At 35.0% G+C, this 3,353-nt stretch carries 4 protein-coding genes; all 4 read left to right on the top strand.

Going from position 1 to position 3,353, the window contains the following annotated elements; genetic code table 11:
* Positions 1-191: 191 nt before the first annotated feature.
* Positions 192-320 (top strand): hypothetical protein, encoded by a 129-nt coding sequence (locus F6K13_RS24840; RefSeq protein WP_275670437.1) that lies wholly within the window; start codon positions 192-194, stop codon positions 318-320.
* Positions 321-456: 136 nt separating this feature from the next.
* Positions 457-1,380 (top strand): alpha-D-ribose 1-methylphosphonate 5-phosphate C-P-lyase PhnJ, encoded by a 924-nt coding sequence (locus F6K13_RS24835; protein ID WP_124146791.1) that lies wholly within the window; start codon positions 457-459, stop codon positions 1,378-1,380.
* A gap of 569 nt (positions 1,381-1,949) precedes the next feature.
* Positions 1,950-2,720 carry a phosphonate C-P lyase system protein PhnK gene (gene phnK / locus F6K13_RS24830; protein WP_124146790.1) on the top strand — a complete coding sequence of 257 codons (771 nt, stop codon included), beginning with the start codon at positions 1,950-1,952 and terminating at the stop codon, positions 2,718-2,720.
* Between the two features lie 406 nt (positions 2,721-3,126).
* Positions 3,127-3,291: a hypothetical protein gene (locus F6K13_RS24825; RefSeq protein ID WP_161564668.1), complete on the top strand. Its 165-nt coding sequence runs from the start codon at positions 3,127-3,129 to the stop codon at positions 3,289-3,291.
* Positions 3,292-3,353: the final 62 nt, after the last annotated feature.

The following is a 3,353-nucleotide window of genomic DNA, read 5'->3' as shown; positions in this document are numbered from 1 at the left end:
TGATTGAAGAAGGAGACAGGAGACAGGAGACAGGAGACAGGAGGAAAATTACATGGGGATTCTAACCCCAAGTAATTTTGAACACCGTGTAGACGGTGGGGTATTAAACCCACAAAGAAAATGATAATGAATAATTAACAATTAATTGCTTAGGCAAAATTAATTACCTAATTTTATTCCCTAGTATTAAAATGTGGGTTATAGATATAGCAAATAACAGAAAGGAATACCTGGCACAGGAGCAAGATGCTCCCACTGTTCTTGTAATAAAAATAATGACAATGCACGACCATTACAATACACCACCACCTGATATTTAAGTTATTTATTCTGACTCCTGACTCCTGACTCCTAATAACAGTTTGATAAATGTTTGCTACGAATTTCTGTTGCCTGTTGCCTGTTGCCTGTTGCCTATTCCCTATTCCCTATTCCCTATTAATTTAAATTCCCTATATGTTAAATAACCAAAATCTAAAAAGCTCAAATGGCAAAGTAAATAACTCACCAGAAAATGATTTTAACTTTGCTTATTTAGACGAACAAACAAAACGTTCTATTCGCCGTGCTTTACTCAAAGCAGTCGCCATTCCTGGTCATCAAATACCTTTCGGTTCCAGAGAAATGCCAATGTCTTATGGATGGGGTACGGGTGGCATTCAAGTTACAGCTTCAATCATTGGAAAAAAAGACATTTTAAAAGTAATTGACCAAGGAGCGGATGATACAACAAATGCAGTGAATATTCGTCGCTTTTTTGTGAAAGTTTGTGGAATAGAAACAACAGAAAAAACTACAGAAGCAACAATTATTCAAACCCGCCATCGGATTCCAGAAACTCCACTTCAGGAAGGTCAAATTATTGTTTATCAAGTGCCTATCCCGGAACCATTGAGATGGTTAGAACCCTCTGAAAGAGAAACTAGAAAAATGCACGCTTTAGAAGATTATGGAGCAATGTATGTAAAATTGTATGAGGATATTACGAGATTAGGAGATTTTGCTACGACCCATGATTATCCAGTAATGGTAAATGACCGTTATATAATGAGTCCGACTCCTATCCCACGATTTGATAATCCTAAAATGAATTATTTACCTGCTTTACAACTTTTTGGCGCGGGAAGAGAGAAGCGAATTTATGCAATACCTCCTTATACTCAGGTGAAAAGTTTAGATTTTGAAGATTATCCTTTTACTGTAGAAAAATGGGATAAAGCTTGTGAGTTTTGCGGTTCTACAGAAAGTTTTTTGGATGAAATTCTGATAGACGATCTAGGAAATAAAATGTGGGTCTGTTCTGATACAGATTATTGTAATCAACGGCAAAAACAACTTGAAGAAGGAAGAAGGAAAAAGGAAGAAGGAAAAAGTGGATGAGCATAGTCTTTAATACAGCACTTCCTGTCTGATAACCCCAACCAATTTTCATTAATGGATAATGGATAATTACCTCGGGTTTTAACCGTTACGGAATTGAATATAAGGAAATATCCTAGCACTTTTTTTCCCCTTGAAAGAGGAGACGAATAAAGCTGAATTATTTAATTAACAATTATTAATTATTAATTATTCGGTAAGCACCGTTTCAAGAATTGATAATTGATAATTACCTTTCTCTAAAAGGAAGAGAATTAAATAAATAAAAGGTAAGCATTCAGCTATTAACTGTCAGCTATAGCGCAAAAAGACTCTCTCCTTAAGGACAGTGTTAAAATGTAAGCATTCAGCTATTAGTGGTCAGCTCAAGCGCAATAAAAATAAATGAACCAAGTATTTGCTTTACTTCTACTACATTTTTAAACTAAGAATTGAAGCACAAGAACAACGGGCTTAAATTGTCCATTAAAGGTAATAAAGCTGACAACCGATAGCTGACTGCTGTTTGCGCAGCATTCCGGAGGAAATGCTTACATAAAAGCTAAATTAAAACTACATCATGGTGGATTATGGAACCATTATTAAATGTTGAAAAATTGAGTAAGTTTTATAGGAATATAAAAGCTTGTGACTGTGTTTCTTTCAATCTCTATACTGCCCAAGTTTTAGGAATAGTAGGAGAATCAGGTTCAGGCAAATCTACTTTATTAAATGCTATTGTAGGAAACATACCAATTGAAGGCGGAAATATCACCTATACTACCTCTAGCGGAGAAGTATTAACACTCCCAAAACTATCAGAAACTCGTCGTCGTTTATTAATGCGAAATGAATGGGGATTTGTTCAACAAAATCCTCGTGATGGTTTACGAATGAATGTAACTGCTGGAGCAAATATTGGCGAACGTTTAATGAATATAGGAGTAAAAAATTATGGAAAAATTCGGGAAGAAGCAGCTTATTGGTTAAGGCAAGTAGAAATAGATATTAATAGAATAGATGACTTACCAAAAATGTTTTCTGGAGGGATGCAACAACGTTTACAATTAGCTCGTGTTTTAGTCACAAAACCGAGGTTAATATTAATGGATGAACCTACTGGAGGTTTAGATGTTTCGGTACAAGCTCGTTTATTAGATTTAATTCGTTCTCTGGTGCGAAATCTCAGTTTAAGTGTTATTTTAGTTACCCATGATTTAGGGGTGATTAGATTACTTGCTCACCGTTTATTAGTAATGAAAAATGGGCAAATTGTTGAGTCTGGTTTGACTGATCAAGTATTAGATGACCCTCAACATTCTTATACTCAACAATTAGTTAGTTCAACATTAATTCCATGAGTTATATCATGTCCGGCAGCATCAGTATTGTAAGCGTGAAGGTAAGGAAGAAGGAAGAAGGAAGAGGGAAGAGGGAAAAGGGAAAAGGTAGGAAGGTTTAAGAGCAAGAAAAAAACTTTAATTTCCTGTATATATTCACGCTTTGGTTTACACAAACGCGCGCCAACGGACATAATATTAAGGAAGAAAGAGCGAGGGAAAAAAAATTATGACAAAAGTCAAAATTACATCTTTTTTTGTCCTGGTTTGTCTGACGTACATTTTTCTTTTGCCTATTCCTGACTTCTGCCAAATTTTGACTGTTACCTATTGCTATATTTGTCAAATCTTTTGAGTTGACCCAACCTACGGGAAACAAATTTTTCAGCATCAGCATTTCACGGTACTCAAATATGAAAAATTATTGATGACTACTCAACTACTAACAACTAATCATCAACTAGAAAATAGTGTGGTCGAAACTTCTCGACTACTCAAAGCACAAGCAAAAAAATTAGGAAGAAATTCTCATCCCTTTGCTTGTTTCAGCAATATGACAATCAAAAACAACTATACAGTAGTTGAATATTGACTAAGGAATTATCAAATTATCTAACCTTTTTTGCGTTGACCAAACATGGTGAGAAGCAAATA

Source organism: Okeania sp. SIO2B9 (assembly GCF_010672505.1).
GTDB classification, from domain to species: Bacteria; Cyanobacteriota; Cyanobacteriia; order Cyanobacteriales; family Microcoleaceae; genus Okeania; species Okeania hirsuta.
Note: the sequence above shows the minus strand (reverse complement) of the source record. Positions and strands in the feature narration are given on the sequence as shown.